The organism is Methylohalobius crimeensis 10Ki, assembly GCF_000421465.1.
In the GTDB taxonomy this organism is placed as follows: domain Bacteria; phylum Pseudomonadota; class Gammaproteobacteria; order Methylococcales; family Methylothermaceae; genus Methylohalobius; species Methylohalobius crimeensis.
This window is the reverse complement of the sequence record NZ_ATXB01000001.1, coordinates 855,272-873,534: the sequence shown is the minus strand read 5'-3', so window position 1 is coordinate 873,534 and position 18,263 is coordinate 855,272. Positions and strand designations below refer to the sequence as shown.

At 59.5% G+C, this 18,263-nt stretch carries 14 protein-coding genes; 6 read left to right on the top strand and 8 right to left on the bottom strand.

The features are described from left to right. Positions 1-117: 117 nt before the first annotated feature. The gene (locus tag H035_RS18170) at positions 118-903 is read right to left on the bottom strand and encodes an ABC transporter substrate-binding protein (RefSeq protein WP_022947824.1); all 786 of its coding nucleotides are present in this window, start codon (positions 901-903) and stop codon (positions 118-120) included. Positions 904-1,003: 100 nt separating this feature from the next. On the opposite strand from H035_RS18170, the gene H035_RS0104590 reads away from it, so the two are divergent. Then, positions 1,004-1,567, top strand: coding sequence for an endonuclease dU (locus tag H035_RS0104590; protein WP_022947823.1), 564 nt, complete (start codon positions 1,004-1,006; stop codon positions 1,565-1,567). Between the two features lie 395 nt (positions 1,568-1,962). On the opposite strand, the gene H035_RS0104585 is transcribed toward H035_RS0104590, so the two are convergent. Beyond that, positions 1,963-2,982, bottom strand: coding sequence for a tryptophan--tRNA ligase (locus H035_RS0104585; RefSeq protein ID WP_022947822.1), 1,020 nt, complete (start codon positions 2,980-2,982; stop codon positions 1,963-1,965). A 79-nt stretch (positions 2,983-3,061) separates the two neighbouring features. On the opposite strand from H035_RS0104585, the gene speA reads away from it, so the two are divergent. The 3 genes from speA to H035_RS0104570 are packed head-to-tail and all read left to right on the top strand — an operon-like array spanning position 3,062 to position 6,467. Next, the gene (gene speA / locus H035_RS0104580; RefSeq protein WP_022947821.1) at positions 3,062-4,939 is read left to right on the top strand and encodes a biosynthetic arginine decarboxylase; all 1,878 of its coding nucleotides are present in this window, start codon (positions 3,062-3,064) and stop codon (positions 4,937-4,939) included. A gap of 2 nt (positions 4,940-4,941) precedes the next feature. Further along, positions 4,942-5,796: an NAD(P)-dependent oxidoreductase gene (locus H035_RS0104575; RefSeq protein ID WP_022947820.1), complete on the top strand. Its 855-nt coding sequence runs from the start codon at positions 4,942-4,944 to the stop codon at positions 5,794-5,796. A 5-nt stretch (positions 5,797-5,801) separates the two neighbouring features. Beyond that, on the top strand, positions 5,802-6,467 hold the full coding sequence (locus H035_RS0104570) for a DUF2238 domain-containing protein (RefSeq protein ID WP_022947819.1): 666 nt from the start codon (positions 5,802-5,804) through the stop codon (positions 6,465-6,467). A 78-nt stretch (positions 6,468-6,545) separates the two neighbouring features. Here H035_RS0104570 and H035_RS0104565 read toward each other — a convergent pair whose 3' ends face one another. From H035_RS0104565 to H035_RS0104555, 3 genes are all read right to left on the bottom strand, one after another. Beyond that, positions 6,546-8,204: an alpha-keto acid decarboxylase family protein gene (locus H035_RS0104565; RefSeq protein WP_022947818.1), complete on the bottom strand. Its 1,659-nt coding sequence runs from the start codon at positions 8,202-8,204 to the stop codon at positions 6,546-6,548. A gap of 224 nt (positions 8,205-8,428) precedes the next feature. After that, complete coding sequence (locus tag H035_RS18165; RefSeq protein ID WP_022947817.1) at positions 8,429-9,943, bottom strand: efflux transporter outer membrane subunit; 1,515 nt, start codon at positions 9,941-9,943, stop codon at positions 8,429-8,431. After that, positions 9,933-10,541, bottom strand: a complete 609-nt coding sequence (locus H035_RS0104555) for a TetR/AcrR family transcriptional regulator (protein ID WP_022947816.1) — start codon at positions 10,539-10,541, stop codon at positions 9,933-9,935. The genes H035_RS18165 and H035_RS0104555 overlap by 11 nt, the downstream gene beginning before the upstream one ends. Positions 10,542-10,669: 128 nt before the next feature. On the opposite strand from H035_RS0104555, the gene H035_RS0104550 reads away from it, so the two are divergent. After that, complete coding sequence (locus H035_RS0104550) at positions 10,670-11,650, top strand: HlyD family secretion protein (protein WP_235044538.1); 981 nt, start codon at positions 10,670-10,672, stop codon at positions 11,648-11,650. A 4-nt stretch (positions 11,651-11,654) separates the two neighbouring features. Beyond that, positions 11,655-13,250 carry a DHA2 family efflux MFS transporter permease subunit gene (locus tag H035_RS0104545; RefSeq protein ID WP_022947814.1) on the top strand — a complete coding sequence of 532 codons (1,596 nt, stop codon included), beginning with the start codon at positions 11,655-11,657 and terminating at the stop codon, positions 13,248-13,250. A gap of 25 nt (positions 13,251-13,275) precedes the next feature. Here H035_RS0104545 and H035_RS18160 read toward each other — a convergent pair whose 3' ends face one another. The 3 genes from H035_RS18160 to H035_RS0104530 form a co-directional block, all read right to left on the bottom strand. Next, positions 13,276-15,567 carry a DUF255 domain-containing protein gene (locus H035_RS18160; protein ID WP_022947813.1) on the bottom strand — a complete coding sequence of 764 codons (2,292 nt, stop codon included), beginning with the start codon at positions 15,565-15,567 and terminating at the stop codon, positions 13,276-13,278. A gap of 214 nt (positions 15,568-15,781) precedes the next feature. Continuing rightward, entirely contained in the window at positions 15,782-17,080 is a 1,299-nt protein-coding gene (locus H035_RS0104535) for a hypothetical protein (RefSeq protein ID WP_152485965.1), read from the bottom strand. A gap of 121 nt (positions 17,081-17,201) precedes the next feature. Next, positions 17,202-18,209: a Kelch repeat-containing protein gene (locus H035_RS0104530; protein ID WP_022947811.1), complete on the bottom strand. Its 1,008-nt coding sequence runs from the start codon at positions 18,207-18,209 to the stop codon at positions 17,202-17,204. Positions 18,210-18,263 lie beyond the last annotated feature (54 nt).

Below are 18,263 nucleotides of genomic sequence, written 5' to 3'. Positions count from 1 at the left end.
GGCCAGACATAAACCTACTCAAACAACCACTGTCCAGCAACACAAAACATACAAGGGGGATAATGGCATGCGCATTTACTCTGACCCTCGCACGAGTTTTGAAACAGACTCTAAAGGTTACCCCTCTTTTCCGCCTTTGGCGTAATTGTCGATCTTCTCATCCAGTTTGGCCAATAAACGATCAAACCCTTCTTTGGCGAGAATGTCGGCGAATTGCCCCCGCTTCAACGCTAAATCGCTAACCCCGTCGTAACGCACATCGATAATTTTCCAGCCCTCCCGGGTGGGACGTAGGATATAGACGAATTCCACGTCTTCCCCTTCGGGGACTTCCAGCATCGCTCTCACGACCCGAAAACGCGTCCGAAACGGCTCCTCCGACAGAATATTGAATTGTTCATTGGCATAATCATCAAACTGCGCAGCATAAGAGGCAATGCCGTATTCGGTCATTTTGGCGATAAAGGTTTCTTTTTCCTCCTTCGTCAGCCGACTCCAATGGGAACCCAAAACGTAACGGGAAATGGCGGAAAAATCGTAGACCTGCTCAACCACCGGCTCGAGCAATTGATAACGCCCCGAATAACCTAACGCCTTGGCCCGCCGCATGATCTCCAGCAAAGTTTGATTGAGTTTCGCCACCACCGCAGTGGCCTTCTCCGTCGAGGAAGCGGCCTCTTGCGCTTGCGAAGGAGGCTGGGAAGATTCTTCTTCGACGGATTGCCCCTCATCCTCCGATTCTGCAGGAGATGCGGCCTCCGATTCCGGTCCGTTCTCAGCCGGCTCATTTTGCATCGTAGCGGAACCCTCCTCCGCCGGCGCCCCATCCGCCTGCTGCGGCCCGGCCATCAAAATTCCAGGCAAGAAAATCCCCAACACCCCCAACCATTGAATCGGTCGCATCGAAATTCCTCCATCGCATGTTAATTATCGCCGCGCTCGGATTTGTTCTAGCGGCGCCTGGCAGAGTATTTTACTGTTTCCACGCAATGGTTTGGACCCAATGGCACATCCGTCTCATATCATCGGATTCGACGACACGCCCTTCGCGAAAACACACCGGGGGGACGTGACCGTGGTGGGGGCGATCTTCACCCTGACCCGGCTGGATGGCGTGGTATGCGGAAAAGTGCGCCGAGACGGCGCCAACGCCACCCAACGACTGGCCACGCTCGTTTCGGAAAGTCGCTTTCGAGATCACCTGCAACTCATCATGCTGCAGGGCATCGCCTTGGGCGGTTTCAACGTGGTGGACATCCACCGCCTGTTCGACGAAACGGGGCTTCCCGTCATGGTGGTCTGCCGAAAGCGTCCCGATCTGGCCGCCGTCCGACGCGCTTTAATGGAAAAGGTATCCGGCGGCAAACGCAAGTGGAACCTGATCCAAAAGGCGGGAGAGCCGCAACCGATGGCCGGGGTCCATGTCCAGCGGGCGGGAATCGACGCCGAAACCGCCCTTCGGGTCATCGGCTGCACCGCCGTTCACAGCACCGTTCCGGAACCGCTTCGCACGGCGCACATCATTGCCAGCGGCATCACGCCACGCCGGAGCCGACAGCGGGTGTGACTCGTTCATCAAACTTTCATGTTTCGATGGGATAATAAGCCACAAATCCGTTGTTTGATGCGCATAGAAAAAGCGCTTTGCTTTTGAAATGTTTCTATTATGGAAACAAAGAATTACGAATTCTCAAGATTGTAAATGAAATTACAAAACCTATAATTTAGACAAGGGTTACATTAAGCCGGGGCAATGCCATGATCAACACACTGGAACTCGTACTGCTTTCCGCTTTTGTATCGACTGTCATCTTCTCGATCAGATTTTGTATTCATCATTATCGTAAAAAGTGACTGGTTACTTCCTCCTCCTCTAGCGTTAAACCTCCTTTCTTGCACTTGACGCTGTTGACCCGCCTTCGAGCGGGTCTTTTTTTGTCCGCCAGAACCGCATGGATCGAATCAGCCTCTTTCAGCCAAAGGCGCGATGCCCACCGCTTTTCGCACTTCACGCATGAAAGGCACCGCCACTTCCCGCGCCTTGGCCGCTCCTTCCCGGAGTTGACGCTCGATTTCGCCGGGATGCCGCAGCAAATCCTCGTAGCGCTCGCGGGCTTCGCCGAAATGGGCGTTCAGATATTCGAACAAAAATTGTTTCATTTCTCCCCAGGCAATCCCTTCCCGATACCGCTGGCGCAGCTGCTCCACTTCTTCCGGGGTGGCGAAAGCCTGATAGATGCTGAACAGCGTGCAGGTGTCCGGATCTTTCGGCTCACCCGGCTCCAGGGAGTTGGTTTTGATCTTCATGATCAATTTCCGCAATCGTTTTTCCGGAGCGAAAATGGGAATGGTATTGTTGTAGCTCTTGCTCATTTTGCGCCCGTCCAGCCCTTGCAGGACGGAAGTCTCTTCCCGCACCACCGCTTCCGGCAACACGAAATGCTCTCCGTAAATGTGATTGAAGCGGGCGGCGATGTCGCGGGCCATTTCCAGGTGTTGGATCTGGTCCTTGCCCACGGGGATTTTTTTCGCCTTGAAAAGTAAAATATCGGCGGCCATCAATACCGGATAGCTGAACAGCCCCATGGTGATGCCCTTGTCCGGATCCTTCTCCCCCGCCTCCTGGTTTTCGGCCACCGCGGCTTTATAGGCATGGGCGCGATTCATCAAACCCTTGGCGGTGACGCAGCTGATCACCCAAGTCAGCTCGGTGATTTCAGGCACATCCGACTGGCGATAGAACACGGCGTTGGCGGTATCCAAACCCAGCGCCAACCAGGTGGCGGCGATCTCCAGAGTGGATTGCTGGATGCGCTCCGGCTCCTGGCACTTGATCAAAGCATGATAATCGGCGAGAAAATAAAACGGCAGTACATTCTGATTATGGCTGGCATCGATGGCCGGCCGGATCGCTCCGACATAATTGCCCAGATGGGGCGTACCGGTGGTGGTGATCCCGGTCAGGGTGATTTCTTTGCTCATGATTCCCTCACGTTTAAAACCTGAGGACCATTATAATAAAGTTTTTTTATCCCACAGCCCTTGGAGTCGCCCTCCTTCTATGACCTGGACCATTCAAGACGCCAAAGAGACCTATGCCATTCGCCACTGGAGCGACGGCTATTTCGACATCGCCGAAAACGGCCATCTGCTCGCCTGTCCCCGCCGCGACCCCAAGCAAGGCCAAGTCGATCTGGAGGAAATCGTCCGACAGGTGGGGCGGGAAGGACTGTCCCTCCCGGTCCTGGTCCGCTTCAATGATATACTTCGCGACCGGGTCTCCCGCTTGTCCGAAGCTTTCGCCGCCGCCCGGACCGAGTACGACTACCGCGGACAGTACACCCCGGTCTACCCCATCAAAGTCAATCAACAGCGCAGCGTGGTGGAAGCCATTCTCCACAGCCAGGTACCGCGCATCGGCCTGGAATCGGGGAGCAAACCGGAATTGCTCGCCCTGTTGGCCCTGGCCCCCTTGGGTACCACGGTGATCTGCAACGGTTACAAGGACCGCGCCTATGTCCGTCTGGCGTTGATCGGCCAGCGCTTGGGTCTCAAGGTGTTCATCGTGGTGGAAAAACTTTCGGAACTGCAGCTGATTTTGGAGGAGGCCGATAACCTGGGGATCGAACCCCGACTGGGGGTCCGCATCCGCCTGTCCTCGGTCACCACCGGAAAATGGCAAAATAGCGGCGGGGAAAAAGCCAAATTCGGTCTGACCGCCGCCGACGTCCTGCGTCTGATTCAACGTTTGGAACAGCGCCAATGCTTAAACCGGCTCCGGCTGATGCACTTCCACGTGGGTTCCCAGGTGGCCAATATCAACGACCTCAAAATCGCCCTGCGGGAAGCCGGCCGTTATTACGCCGAACTGCGGCGCCTGGGAGCGCCCATCGCCGTCGTCGACGCCGGCGGCGGTTTGGGCGTCGATTACGAAGGCACCCATTCCAACAGTTTCTGCTCGATCAACTACGGCCTGGAAGAATACGCCCACAGCCTGGTGCGCGCGCTGGCCGAAGTGTGCGCGGAAACCGAACTGCCCCACCCGGAGATCATCACCGAATCGGGCCGAGCGCTGACCGCCCACCATGCGGTGCTCATTACCGACGTCATCGAAGTGGAGCATACTTCGGAGGCCGAACCCCCCGCCGATGAGGAACCGCCGGCGGTGGTGGCCGACTTGCGCCGCGCCCTGGACCGCTTGGCGCAGGACGGACCACTCAGCACTTTCCACGACGCCCAATTCGACCTGCGCGAAGCCCGGACCCTTTACTCCCAAGGGCAACTCTCCCTGGCCCAATTGGCGGAGGCGGAACAGCTCAATATCGCCATCTGTTACCAGATCCGCGCCAAGCTGGATATGCGCCTGCGCACCCATCGAAATCTTTTGGACGATCTCAACGATCGCTTCGCCGACAAGGTTTTCTGCAACTTTTCCGTCTTCCAATCGATGCCCGATGCCTGGGCGATCGATCAGATTTTCCCGATCCTGCCCTTGCAGCGATTGGACGAAGCGCCGACTCGCCGCGGCCGGATCATGGATCTGACCTGCGATTCGGACGGCAGTCTCAAGTCCTACGTGGATCGACAAAGCATCGAAACCACCCTGCCCCTGCATAAGATTCATCCGGGAGAACGGTATTTGATCGGTTTTTTCATGGTGGGTGCCTACCAAGAAATCCTGGGGGACATGCACAATTTGTTCGGCGACAGTCATTCGATCAACGTGGAACTGGACAGCCAAGGAGGTTGGCGCTTGACCGATCCGGCCCGAGGCGATCATGCCGCCGATCTGCTGCGGTACGTCCATCTTCCCCCGGAAAGCTTGCAGCAAGCCTTTCGCCGGAAACTGGCACAAGCCGAACTTCACCCGGCCCAGCGCAAATTGTTCGAACACGAACTGATTTCGGGGCTCAACGGTTACACCTATTTGGAGGATTGATCATGCGCAAAGTCGGAATCATCGGCCTGGGCGCCATGGGAGCGCCGATGGCCCGCAATCTGGCCCGAGCCGGATTGCTGCAAGGCATATGGAATCGCACCTTCGACAAGGCCCGGGAACTCGCTCAAGCACTGGAGGTTCCAGCCGCCGCCACGCCGGTGGAACTGGCCCGGCAATGCGACGTCATCATGCTCTGCGTATCCGCCGACCGGGACCTGTTGGAAGTCGTGGACGCCTTGGCGGACGGCCTGCAGCCGGGAAGCGTGGTGGTGGACCATTCCACCGTCGGCGTCGATACCGCCCGCCGGGCGGCGGAACAGGTGGCCGGCTGCGGCGGGGAGTTTCTGGATGCCCCCGTATCGGGCGGCGTGGAGGGCGCGCGCGCCGGCACCCTGGCGATCATGGCGGGCGGCAGCGAAACCGCCCTGAACAAAGCGCGTCCGGCGCTGGAAGCGATCGGCGGCCTGATTCAGCACATGGGCCCGGTGGGAAGCGGCCAAGCCACCAAGGCAGTCAATCAAATCCTGTGCGCCGGCATCAACCAGGCGGTTACCGAGGCGCTGGCTTTCGGCCAAAGCCAAGGCTTGAATCTGGACCGGGTAATCGAAGTGGTTTCCCGAGGAGCCGCCGGCAATTGGTTTTTGGAAAAGCGCGGTCCCACCATGATCCGCAATACCTTCCACCCGGGCTTTAAACTCGCCCTCCACCACAAGGATCTGCAAATCTGCCGGCAAATGGCCGAGCAAGCCGACGTTAACCTCCCCTTGACCGCCCGAACCATTGCCGATTACGAACGGCTGATGGCCGAAGGTCATGGCGACGAAGACATCTCCGCCCTGTTTCGGCTCAAGCAATAACGCGGATGCGATTGAAGCCTATTCATAAATGGGTCACCTTGGGGCTCCAGACGATTTTGCTCGTCGGGGTGGTACTGGCCATCTGGGAACAGCGTTGGTCGACCGCAGCCACGACGACAGTCATCATTTTAGCCACCCTTGTCCCTTTGCTCCTGGGCAAACGCTTCCGGGTTTTCATTCCGCCGGAGTTCGAACTCCTGGCGACGCTATTCGTCTTTGCCTCCCTCTTTTTGGGCGAGATGCGAGGTTACTATGTCCGGTTCTGGTGGTGGGATATCGTCCTCCACACCGCTTCGGGTTTTTTGTTCGGAATCATCGGATTTTTGCTCGTCTACGTCCTGAACGAGAAAAAAGAAATCGATCTCCACATGAATCCCGGCTTCGTCGCCCTGTTCGCTTTCATGTTCGCACTGGGGATAGGGGCGCTTTGGGAGATCTTCGAGTTCGGGATAGACCAATTTTTCGGGATGAATATGCAAAAGGCGATGCTGGGCGATTCGTCGGGCCTGACCGACACCATGTGGGATTTGATCGTGGATGCGGTGGGAGCCGCGGTAATCGCGATTATGGGGTACGGCTATCTGAAAACTGCGGGGACTCGTTCGTTTTTGGAACAATGGATCGAGGCGTTTGTGGAAGCTAATCCGCACTTCTTTCGTCGGGACCGATAAGGGAGAAATCCGCATTGACGCGGCTACGAAAAGCGTGCGGAAAGATCCGGATCACGCACGGAGCTTGTCCGGAACCATCTATTGGTTGCCGACGCGATGGCTGAGACGCTCGGTCAGCCGCCGCATGGCCGGTGAAGCATCGTCCGGCGATAAATGGACGTTGATCAGACTGGGACAGCCGGTTTCGGCCAGGGCGCGGGCCAGTGCCGTTTCAAAAGCGTCTTCGGTCTTGGCATCATAGCCGTGCAGCGGCCCGAACACCTCTCCGAGGCGATCGAAGCGCCATGCCGCGATGTCGTTGAAAGGACCTTCCAGGATATTGCGTTCCGTGCTGTAGCCTGCGTTGTTGAAGACGATGATGATCGGAGCCAGGTTGAGCCGCGCGTGGGTGGAAAGCTCCGTCCCGGTCATCTGGAAGGCGCCGTCGCCCACCAGGATGAGCGCGCGCCGGTCGGGCCGCGCCACCTGTGCTCCGAGCGCCGCGGGAACAGCGAAGCCCATGGTGGTGTAGTAGGCGGAGGCGAGGAATTCACTGCGCTCGCACACCCGCAACTCGATGGCGGCAAACAGGCAGTCGCCCACATCGCTGACCACAATCATTTCCGGGGTCAGGGCGCAATTCAGCCGGGCAATAAGGCGTGCCGTGGTCATCGCCTGTCCGGGGACAGGAAAAGCCGGGCCGCTGTCGACGAAGGGCTGGCTGGGCAATGCCTCGCGCCGCGGCGAAACCTGACGGGCAAGCGCGCCAATAAAGTCCTGAAGTTGAACGCGCGGATAGCGGTGGTAGCGGATGTTGACTTCCCCCTGGCTCGCGCGCACCAGCCGGTGCGGATCGAGATTGGCCGTATAGACGCCGGTGTCCACGTCATTGAGGGTCACGCCGAGCATAATGAGCACATCGGCCCGTTCGACCATCTGGCGCGTATGCTCCGAACTCGCCGCCCCTTCGTAGACGCCGATGTAAGCGGGATGTCTTTCGCCGACCACCGATTTTCCGGTCAGCGTCGCGGCCACCGGGAGCCCGGCACGCACGACCAGGTCCACCAGCGCGTCCTGCAATCCGCATCGGTGGACTTCGACGCCGGCGATGAGTACCGGCGATTTGGCTTGGGCCAAGAGTGCCAGGGTTTCCGCCACCGCCTCGTCCAACGTGGCGGCATCGCTTGTCTCTTGGGGGGTCGCCTCCGCCACGGCGGGGAGCGGCACACCGGCCACCGTCACCCGATCCCGGGGCAGTTCGATGTATACCGGCTTATGTTCGCGCTGCGCTGCGGCGATGGTGCGATCGATCTGGCGGAAGGCGGTGATCGGATCGTCGAGGACGGTGGTGGCGCAAGTGATGCGATCGAAGATCTCCCGTTGGAAGGTGTAGGGGCCGAAACGATGATGCAGCAAAGGGTCTTCCCGCTGTTCCCACACCCCGGGCGCGCCGCTGATGACCACCACGGGGGAGGATTCGGCATAGGCGCCGGCAACGGCGTTGACCACATTGAGCGCCCCCACGCCGTAGGTGATGGCCATGGCGCCGATGCCCTGGCAGCGGGCGTAGCCGTCGGCCGCAAAGGCGGCCGTGTCTTCCCGGGTAGTCCCGATGTGCCGCACCGGCCCTTGGGAGATCTGTTCGTAGAACTTCAGGATGTAATCGCCCGGCACGCCGAAGATATGATGGGCACCCGCCTCATGGAGCCGCTGAAGCAGATACTCGCCGATGCTGGTCGTGGAGTTTCTGGTGGCCATGTCGCCTCCTGTTTCCTGATTCACTCAGCCCATCCGATCTTGCCCTGCGATAGAAAGGCGAAACTTTCGCTGCTTAGGCTGCACGTCGGGGCCGGTAAGGATGACGACGTTTTCATCCCACCATGATGCATTTCGACCCACCCCTCTCGTCAGGCACCGGCGTCCCGTTCGGTCGACTGCATAGGAAATTCAATGGCACTTTCCCACAGATCGTCGTCACGACGTTACTCCAAGCCGATTTGTTTGGCAAGATTTTGTATTCGTTTCGCCGGGATCCAAGGATGGGGGGTCCGTGCTTGTGTGATCGTTGGTTGGAAACGATGTGCCTTGACTTCCGGCTGCCTTGCTTCCGCGCCCCCGCCGAGGGCTTTGTACATGGCGATGAGATTGGTGGACGCCGCCGCTTCCGAACGTGCCAACTCGATTTCTGCGACATAGAGTGCCCGCTGGGCGTCGAGCACGTCCAGAAACGATATCACGCCTTCATGATAACGCAGTTGCGAAAGCCGGACCGATTCGCGAAGATCAGCCACCGAGCGACCCAGAGTCTGGCGCCGGATCTCCTCCTTGAGATAGCGGGTCAGGGCGGTCTCGGTCTCCCGGAGCGCCTCCAGCACCGCCTTTTCGAAAGCCAGATAAGCTTCCCGCTGGCGCGCCTCGGCCAGGTCGATTCCGGCACGGATGCGGCCGAAGTGGAGCAGCGGCTGCAGGAGGTTGGCGGCGACGCCGTAGGAGAAGGCGGCCGATTTGAACAGGGATTCGATATCGGTGTTATGCAGCCCCAGGAAAGCTGAAAGCGACACTTTGGGAAACAGTTCGGCAATGGCCGCGCCTTGGAGGGCGGTGGCGGCGGCAAGCCGGCGCTCGGCGATACGCAGATCGGGACGATGGCGGATCGTCTGCGCCGGCGTCGCCAGAATCGCATGCCCCGGCGCCACGGGGACATCTCCCGGCTGCTCCAGTTCGGCCGCCAAAGCCCCGGGCTGACGGCCCACCAGCACTTCCAGCTGCCGCTGCACGGCAACCAATTCGGCTTCCAGGGCGGGAAGCTGCGCCGCCGTGGTCTCGGTCTGGGCCCTCGCCCGCACCACGTCGTGGCGCGTTCCGGCACCTTCGTTGAACAGTAATTCCGTGAGCTTCAGGGTTTTTTGCTGCGCCTCCAGGTTGGAACGGGTAATACGCAGCTGGTATTGCAGGCTTCGGTATTCGATATAGCCGCGTGCCAGGTCGGAAGTCAAAGTCACCAAGGCTTGGGCGTACTCGTCCTTGGCCGCGTCCAAATCGGCGGACGCCGCTTCCAGGCGGCGGTGCTGGCGGCCGAAGAGATCGATTTCCCAGATGGCGTCGAAACCGAGTTCGAACAAATTGAAACGGATCCCCGGAGCGAAGCCGGGAAAAGGGTTGTCGTTACGCTGGGCGCCGACCGCCACATCGACCTTCGGAAACAATTGGGCCCCGGTGCCGCGACGCTCGGCGCGGGCCTGCTCGATGCGCGACAGCGCGATCTGGAGGTCCAGGTTTTCATCCACGGCCTGCTCCATCAGGCGGTCGAGGCCGGCATCGCCGAAGCTTTTCCACCAATTCTTCAGGGTTTCTCGGTCGACCGGCTTCAAGTCGTCCGCCCTCCGTTCAGCCTGCCACCGGTCCGGAACGGCAGGCGCCGGTTCCTGATAGTCCGGCCCCACGGTGCAGCCTGCCAGACCGCACAGTGACAGCAGCCACCCGGCCTTAGGCTTCATAGCCGTGTCCTTTGAGGAACAAAGAAACCGAAGCATCCACCAGGCGCTCCTTTTCCGCCTCGCTCAAGCCCGGCTGCAGTCCGAGCAGACAGCGAAAGTGCTCGTCGCCCTTCAGCATACCGAACAGCAGCCGACTCGACGTATCCACGTCCGGAACGCGCAAGGCGCCGCGCCGGTCGAGCTCACGCAGGTAGGCGGCGAACTGACTCAGTACCGGCTCGGCACTGGAGCCATAGACCAACTCGCCCAGCTGCGGAAAGTGCTGCTGCTCCGCAATGATCAATCGGTAAAGACTCAGAGACTCGCTACGGTAGACGAGTTCTACGAAGGCGCGTGCGATGGATTTGAGCCCGGCCGCCGGCTCGTAAAATTCAGTGTGAGCGTTGGAAAGGGTGCCCAGCAGCGTATGGCACTGTGCGGCGATCACCGCGGCGAACAGATCCTGCTTGCCGTTGAAATGGCTGTAGAGGGTCGGCTTGGACACCGGCGCGGCTTCAGCAATGGCTTCCATGCTCGCGCCGCTGTAGCCATGGGCGATGAAGGCGGCTTTGGCCGCCCGGAGAATAGCTTGTCGTTTTGAATTGGAGACGGTGCTCACGGCCTTTCCGGAAAATCGAGTTGCATCGGAACGAAAACAGTAATTAAACTAAACTACACCGTTTAGTATATCAAACACCGATCATGCGCGCCCTCGTTTCAAGAAAAACTCTGCTTATTCTAACTCTCGTGACAGCCGCGGCGACGGCGGTCGTATTTTATTGGCTTGAGGCGATCCATCCGTTCGAGACCACCGACAACGCCTATCTCAAGGCGCATATGAGTTTGATCAGCCCCAAGGAAACCGGCTACGTCAAGGAGGTTCTATTCGAGGACAATCAGAAAGTGAAGCCGGGCGATCTCCTTGTGGTCATCGACGACCACGATTTCCGCGCCCGTGTCGAGCAAGCGGAGGCGCAGGTACTGGTGGAAACGGCGCGCATCGAAACTCTGGAAAACGACAAGCACACCCAGAGCGCCAAGATCCGCCAGACCCTGGCGGAGATAGCCGTGGCGGAGGCGGATCTGGAGCGGGCCGCAAAAGACTTGAAGCGAATCCGCAACCTGGCCGCGGAAGGGGCGGTTTCGACCCAGACTCGCGACAGTGCCGAGGCCGCCCACAAGCAGGCACTGGCGCGGCGGGACAAGGTCCTTTCGGCGCGGCAAGAGGCGGAAAGCCAGTTGACCGCTTTCGATGCCCGGATCGCCGAAACCCGGGCCCGGCTGAAGGCGGCCGAAGCCGCCCTGGAGCTTGCACGCATCGATCTGGAGAACACCCGCATCGTAGCTCCCATCGCCGGCACCATCGGCAACCGCAGCGTGCAGGTCGGGCAACTGGTCAAGCCGGGCAGCATCCTCGCCTATCTGATTCCGGCCGACGGCGTCTTCGTCGAAGCGAATTTCAAGGAAACCCAGATCGCCCGGATGCGGCGAGGGCAACCGGTAGAGATTCACGTAGACGCCTTCCCCGACCAGCCTTTCGAAGGGACGGTAGAGAGCTTCGCGCCGGCCTCGGGGGCTGAATTCAGCCTGTTGCCGCCGGAAAACGCCACGGGCAATTTCACCAAGATCGTGCGCCGCATCCCGGTGAAAATCCGGTTCCGGCCCGAAACCGACCTGGGCCGCCTCTGGCCGGGGCTTTCCACTGTGGTCAAGGTGAAGGTGCGCTAGGACCATGGGGGCGGCGAAATCGGCGGCTTCCGAGCCACAGGATAGGACCGAGCCCCCGCTCGAAGAAGCGCTTGCGGAACGGGAGCTCACCCCGCAGCAGTGGATCGGGTTCTTCGCCATGGTGTTCGGGATCTTCATGGCGATCCTGGACATCCAGATCGTCGCCAGCTCCCTGGAGCAAATCCAGGCCGGTCTCTCGGCGACCCGGGACGAGATTACCCGGGTACAGACCGCCTACTTGGTGGCGGAGGTGGTGATCATTCCCCTCTCCGGCTGGCTCGCACAGGCTTTCTCCACCCGCTATTTATTCGTTCTCTCCTGCGGCGGCTTTACGCTGATGAGCCTTGGTTGCGCAGTGGCCTGGAACCTCCCCGCCATGGTGGTATTCCGTGCCTTTCAGGGGCTTTTCGGCGGCGCCATGATCCCTTCCGTGTTTGCGGTCATCTACACCCTGTTTCCACCGCGTCTGCAACCGGCGATGACCATCGTCGTCGGCATGGTGGTAACCGTCGCGCCTACCGCGGGACCGGTGCTGGGCGGCTTTCTTACTGAGGCGGTCTCCTGGAAGGCGCTGTTTCTCATCAATCTGTTGCCGGGGACGGCGGTGTGTCTGGCGATCTGGCTGTTTCTGCGGGTGGACGAGCCGGACTGGAAGCTTCTGGAGCGGATCGACTTTCCCGGCATCCTCTGCATCGTGCTGTTTCTCGGCAGCCTGCAGTTCGTGCTGGAGGAAGGCGTCAAGGAGGAATGGTTCGAGAGCCGGGAAATCGTCTGCTTCACTCTCCTGGCGGCCATCGCCGGCATCGCCATGTTGTGGCGCGAGTTGACCACCGAGCATCCCATCGTCGACCTGCGCGCCTTCCGCAACCGAAATTTCGCGGTAGGCTGCATGTTCAGCTTCATCCTCGGCATCGGACTGTTCACCCTCCTCTACCTCATGCCGGTCTACCTGGCCAGCGTCAAGGGCCTTAACAGTCTACAGATCGGCCAGTACCTCATGGTGACCGGGCTGTTCCAGTTCGTCTCGGCATTCGTCGCCGGCCCCTTGGCCAAGCTCATCGACTCCCGGCTGATGCTGGCCTTCGGACTTCTCCTGTTCGGTGTGGGAAGCTGGATGAACGGCAACCTCACCCACGAGGCGGGCTACTGGGAGTTCTTCTGGCCCCAGGCAATGCGTGGATTCGCTCTGATGATGTGCTTCTTACCGATCAATTCGCTGGCCCTCGGCACCCTGCCGCCGGAGGAAGTGAAGAACGCCAGCGGGCTCTATAATCTCATGCGCAACCTGGGCGGGGCCATCGGCCTGGCCGTTGCCAACACCCTGATGATCCAACTGGAAAAAGGCTACTATGCCCAACTGAGCGAGGCGGTCACGGCGGGCTCGGCTCAAGCACAGACCCTTTTGGGAATCCTGCAGGCGCGGATGCTAGGTGCGGGAATGGCGGACAGCGAGATGGCTGCGCTCAAGCAGATCCACCTCCTGGTGATGCGGGAAGCCGAAGTGCTCACCCTCAACACCCTGTTCCATATTCTGGGTGTGGTTTTTTTCTGCGCGCTTCTGATGATGCCTTGGGTCAGAAAGGTGGCAGCCTCCGCATAAGACTTTAAATCACACATCATGGCCTTCAAGGGATCTGAAGGCTAACCGTCTCCGGGGCCAGGCAATGACGCACGTCGCACGCCTGAAGCTGGATCTGTAATGGGATCGGCCCGGCGCCCCGTTGGGTAACGGGCACCTCGATGGTCACGCTCTCTTGATACAGGGATAAGGGTTTATCGACAAACGGCAACGTCACATCGATCGATTCGGGATAACGAACCTGTCCCAGTCGCCAGTCTCTTCCAGCTTGGGCCAAATGTAATCGGGTGGGAACCTGATCCCCTTCGCAATCCGGTCCGTTCACATGCCAGCCGGATGCAATCCGAAGAGCGACCTCGGCCCGATTATCGACCAACCGACCCGTTATCCGGACCGCGCCGCCGGCCGCGTATTGCAGGGAGCCGGTCTCGCCGTCTTCCCACTCGCGCACCGCCCCCAGCAGATAGCTGAACCCGGCCGGACTCCGGCGGATCTGAGGTGCCAATGCCGAGCGCAGGGCATCGAAGCGGGTTTGGTAGGAAAGTTGAGGTGCACGCCGATGCAGGCGCGCCAACACTTTGGCCGCCACCGAATTGCCCGACGGCAAGGCGCCGTCATAGGTATCCTTGGGCCGCACCATCAGCGGTTCTTGGGCGCCGCGATTCATGAAAAAGGCGCCTTGGGTCTCGTCCCAGAAGTCCTCCAATAAACTATCCGTCAGCGTCCGCGCCCGCTGCAACCATTCGAAATCATCGGTCGCATCGTACAGGGCGAGCAGGCCTTCCGCGAAGCAGGCGTAATCTTCCTGCAAGCCTTCCCCGCCCACTCGCCCCTCCAGGGATGCCCGTCCAAGCCGCCCTTCCCTGTAATGCCGATTCCACAAGAATTCGGCCGCGCGCTCGGCCCCTTCGAGGTAGCGGGACTCATTCAGCAAGCGGCCGGCTTCGGCCAGGGCGCAGATCATCATGCCGTTCCAGGCGGTGACAACCTTGTCGTCGCGCAAAGGCGGCACGCGTTCGGATCGGACTTGATAAAGTTTCCGCCGGATATGCTCCCATCGTTCCCAGAGGACGTCCAACGCCACCCCTTGGCGGCGGGCGAATTCGTCCAAGGGTTCCGGCAAGTGCAGGACATTGCGTCCCTCGAAATTCCCCGCCTCGGTGACGCCGAACAGTTGGATGGCCAGCTCGGCATCCTCTGCCGGCAATACCGCCCGGATTTGATCCGGCGTCCAAACGAAGAACTTACCTTCCTCGCCTTCGCTGTCGGCGTCGGTGGCCGAATAAAAACCGCCCTCGGGGGTGGTCATCTCGCCCAGGACGTAATCGTACGTCTGGCGCGCGACGTGGGCGAACCAGCGATTGCCGGTCAAGCAATAGGCTTGGGTGTAAGTTCGGCTCAACTGCGCCTGGTTGTAGAGCATTTTTTCGAAATGGGGCACGTGCCAAGCGGCATCGACCGAGTAGCGGTGAAAGCCGCCGCCGATTTGGTCGTATATTCCGCCGCGGGCCATGGCGTCGAGGCTCCGCGTCAAGCCGGTCAGCACCTCGGAATCATAGCTGCGCCACGACTCGTCGACGAGCAGAAACAGCCAGGGTTCGTTGGGGAATTTAGGCGCCTCGCCGAATCCCCCATGACGCGGATCGAAGTGTTCCAAAATCGCCTGAACCGCCTGACCGGCCGATTCCCCATCCACCGAGCCGCCCCCGCCGGTGAGATGCATCCGCTCGACCGCCTCGGTCACGGAGTCGGCTTGGGCTTCGATTTCGGCGCGTTGCTTACGCCAGGCGTGAGCGATCCGTTGCAGCAATTGCCGAAACGCTTCCGGGGGAAAATAGGTCCCGCCGAAAAACAGCTTTCCGGCCTCGGTCAAAAAGGCCGACAGCGGCCAACCGCCCTGGCCGGTCAGCAACTGAACCGCGTGCATATAGGTGGTATCCACGTCGGGACGCTGTTCCCGATCCACCTTGATCGGCACGAACTCGCGGTTGAACAGGCGAGCGATCTCGGGATTCTCGAAGCTCTGCTCCTCCATCACGTGACACCAATGACAGGTGGAATAGCCGATGGAGAGGAAAACCGGCTTGTCCTCGCGCTTGGCCTGCTCGAACGCCGCTTCTCCCCAGGGATGCCAATCCACCGGGTTATGGGCGTGCTGCAGGAGATAGGGAGAATCTTCCAGAATCAGGCGGTTGGTGTACTCGGGACAGCCGTCGGGACGGAAATGACGGGTTCGGGGACGATAACTCGGCCCCCTGGCGGCCAACGCCTCCCGCAGTTTCTGCTGCAATTCGGGGGTATAGGTCACCGCTTCGGCGTGGGGTACGGATGCGCTCATGCTTCTTAAAAACCTAGCTTTTCAGTCAAGTTTAACATGTCTTGCGCCCCATCCAAAAACAACAAGACACAATGCTAATAAAGAAACAATAACGGGAACAAAGCAATATTTATACGGTCTCTGGAAACGAGTGTTCATTATTTACCTCCTCCTCATGGGGCATCGTCCCCATGTTTCTCCCCGCCTCCGGGCGGGGATTTTTTTTGCCCGCGATTCAAAACTGACCGGAAATAGACAACACCACTTGATTTCCGTGGCCGGTTTCCTTCCGCCGTAGCCCGAAATTATGGGCATAATCCAGCGTCAACACCGTCTCTCCGAAAAATCCGGTCACCAACCGTCCGCCGACGAAAGGCATCTCCGTATTCTGGCGGTCGATCCTGCCCTTCAAATCGCGCTGGGTATTCAAATAGCCTATTCCCCCATACACACTCAAGGCGCTGAAAAAGGTCAGCTGATAACGATATTCTCCCTCGACGATGGCATACCGATCGGGATAAAACTCCAGCAGCGCCGACCCCGGCAAAATCGGAAAGCCGGTGCTGTGGTATTCCTGCCCCAAAGGATTGAAGCCGCCCATGGGGCGGGTGCTTGGGGTATGACTGAAGCGGTCCATGTGGGGTCCGATTCCCAGATGCACGTTGCCGAGCAATCGGTGCCTCGAGCTGGACACAAAAGGCACTCCGCTCACACCCAGAAAATAAGCGCTGAACCAAGCGTAATCGTCCTCGCTTTCTCGATGGCCCTGCTTTTCTCTGTCTTGAGGCAAGCCCCAGTCCCGCCAGCGAAAACGATGGCCGTAAAAGGCCTCTCCCCCCAGGGTAAACCCTTCCTGGGGCAGGCTGAGAAGGTTGCGCGTCAACGCATCCCAGCGCAAACGCAAATGGACTCGCGTCTCAAAAGTGCTGGAAGGATCGCGGAAACCGTTACCGGCGGCGGAATCGGCGAAATATAAATAGCCCGGCTCCACGGTGAGATTGACCGCGGCCATATTATCGTTGTGATAAGGAGCTACCTGCCTGCGCCAACCGAGACCGAATCCCGGCCGAACATAGCCCCACATGACTTCCTCGTCGCGTTGCCTGCGCCCGTCGACGATTTCATTTTGCTGAAAAGGGACGGTGAAGTTCTCGAAGGTGGTGATCCATTCAAAATTGCCGCGGAACTTCTCGGCATAGAAGAGGGTGTTGTAAAACAGAGCCACATCGCCGTAAAACAATTTATGCGCATCGGGGCGATCCCAAAAATACAGGGCACCGAAAGGTTCCACCAAACGCGAGGAAGGGGCCGGAATATTCAGGTTCATTCCCGCAAACCAAGCCCGAACATGCCGCCGATCGATGTCGGGCACATGGAGTTCTTTCCCAAAAATCCGAGTACAAAAACCATTCCCCGCCGGAATGGACTGTTCCGCCGCTTCTTCCATCGTCAGGCAAGTCGAATCGGTTTCAGCATGCAACTGCAGGCTCAACAAGCACAACCCGATCCACCCGAACCCAATCAGTTTTTTCAACACCGCTCCCTGCCTTGTCGTCAATGATTATCAAGCTCTAAGTATACGGCTTGCCTGCTTCTCTTCGAAGGAGAGGAGCAGACGCCTACGGAATGATCCGCTTCTGCCGTCGGTAATAACCCTATTTCAATTCAGCTGGAACGAACATCTCGTTAATCTGACTGTAGGACCCACCCGGTCGCGTGCCACCGCAAAGGGCGTACAAACGGCCCTTTACCGCAACCGCAGCCAATCCATGGCGAGACGTGGGTAACGGCGGCAGGGGCACCCAGCTATTTTCCCGGGGCCAATAAGCTTCGTTCTCCTGGAACGTCCCCTGTGCGCCCTCTCCGCCGACGACCACCACCATGTCCTCCAATACCGCCGCAGCGATGCCGCTTCGCGGCGTAGGCAGCGGTGCCACCTCCCGCCACCGGTGGGTAGCCGGATCGTAAACCTCGGCAACCCCCAGGTTGCGCTTGTAATCCAGATTGACGCGGCCGCCGATCGCATACACCCGACCGTCCCAGGACGCGGCCGCCAGATGATCCCGGGGCTTGGACAAGGAAGGACCGGATTGCCAGGTATCGGAGGCGGGGTCGTAGATTTCCACCACCGGCAGGCTGGCTTCGCCGTCATAACCGCCGATAGCAAAAATCTTTCCGTCCAAGCGTGCAACCGCCAAGGCCCCGCGGGCGGTCGGCATGGATCGGCGCCGGATCCAACGCTTGTCGTCCGGCGAATATTCGAATACCGTATCCACGGGATTCCAAACCGAGGTCATAGACGGGGCGAAGCCGCCGAAGACGAAAAGACGCCCAGCGGTCGATACGGCGGCCGCGTGATGGAGCGGTTCGGGCAAAGGGACGGCCTGTTCCCATCGATCCTCGGCCGGATCGTACACCTCCACCGCATCGGTCACGCTCAGTTTGAGAAGATTGCCCAATCGCAACGGGGAAAAACCGCCGATGACATAGATTTTTTCGTCGAGCACCGCGGCGGTCACTTCGGTTCGAGGGGTCGGGGCCGGCGCGACTTCCCGCCAAGCACCGGTGGAGAAGGGAGGCGTTTCGGCCGCAGCGGCGATTTTTATCCAGGGGAATAGAAAAAGGCATAATACGCATAACCGAATGACGTGAAAATTGCGCATGATGGCACCTCTTAAGCCAAAGCCATGGACCGGATTGTAAAGGAAAAGGCTGCC